Source organism: Ruegeria sp. CDSA141 (genome assembly GCF_059612005.1).
This window is the reverse complement of record NZ_JBXWPT010000058.1, coordinates 1-1,086: the sequence shown is the minus strand read 5'-3', so window position 1 is coordinate 1,086 and position 1,086 is coordinate 1. Positions and strand designations below refer to the sequence as shown.

The 1,086-nt window shown below is 56.6% G+C and carries 2 protein-coding genes; both read right to left on the bottom strand.

Features of this window, described 5'->3' with window-relative positions; all coding sequences use genetic code 11:
* Positions 1-268 precede the first annotated feature (268 nt).
* On the bottom strand, positions 269-667 hold the full coding sequence (locus AC2FLP_RS22110) for a hypothetical protein (protein ID WP_496686575.1): 399 nt from the start codon (positions 665-667) through the stop codon (positions 269-271).
* Positions 664-1,086 (bottom strand): hypothetical protein (locus AC2FLP_RS22105; protein ID WP_496686578.1); only part of this gene is annotated, 423 nt, incomplete at its 5' end. The genes AC2FLP_RS22110 and AC2FLP_RS22105, both read right to left, overlap by 4 nt.

Below are 1,086 nucleotides of genomic sequence, written 5' to 3'. Positions count from 1 at the left end.
TTTCAAGAACCGCACGCTTCACGCGCTTCTATTTTGCTCGGAAATGAGTGCCGCCGGAGATTCGGCAGGCACGAAGCGATGTACTCATCTTCTCCGCTCCGCTGCACTGACGCAGGTTAGCCTGGGACACTCGAAAGTTGTACTGTCCGCTTGGGTATCGGCTGTAGTGGTCAAGTTCTGGTTCTGAATCCAGACCCCAGGGGCCGGTTCACATGTCAATAAGTTCGTTAGAGGTTTCGCCCCAAGGTGAAGATTCACCCTGCTGGAGTCAGGTGGTGGGGGTTTGCTGATGTGACAGCCGCAGCCACCGACCGTTGTCCAGGAAATATGTGGACGCGCAGAGCGCCTCATAGATTGGTGAACCCGACTTTTCAGCGAATACGCGATAGGCGAGCACGGCAATGGCTCCTTGCCTGATTTGGCTGCGGTCTCTCATTTCCACGGTTCGCCAGCCCGTGTTTTTCTTCATATGCTCCGGGATCTGTCCGCCCTGAAGGATGCCTGGCGGATAGGGAAGTATCATCACTGCATTTGTTGCAGTCACCGTGCGAGCGCTGTCCGCGCCGCTGGTCCAGTGCCGCGCCTCCAGATCCCAGAGGATCGCATTGTCATGACCGGGTAGACCGCCCTGCCTGCAGTCGCCGTCTTGTGCTTTGCCCAAGGTCATTGGCCCGTTCCCGGAGTGCCAGCGAGTATTAATTGCACAATCAGAAAGAAGATCGTCAGTACCGCCCATATCAATCCAGGTAAATTTGCCGGCCGGTTTTCCGCGCCACCAGAAACAGCCCTTAAACGCTTGCGGCGTTTGGGAAGAAGACGGGTCAGTTCCCGCGCGACCGATCTGTAATCCTGTTTGAGTTCAGGCACGTCACGGAATTGCGACAACAGCATCTCCAGTCGCGAACCAGCGGCCTCTTCCTCCAAAGCGGCAAGCGCGGCTGCCCCTTCCCAAGGTTCGAGTTCTAGCCTTGCAAGGGCCGAAAGTACCGTAACAGCATTGCCTTTCCGGTCCTCACCAACGAAGGCTTGCAAAAACCGATCGAACTCAGGGCTATGCGGGTAAAGAATGCCACCTGCGGGCATCAC

Excerpts from the sequence above, each read along its gene's own strand:
- AC2FLP_RS22110 (WP_496686575.1), bottom strand. The coding sequence starts at position 667 with ATGACCTTGGGCAAAGCACAAGACGGCGACTGCAGGCAGGGCGGTCTA.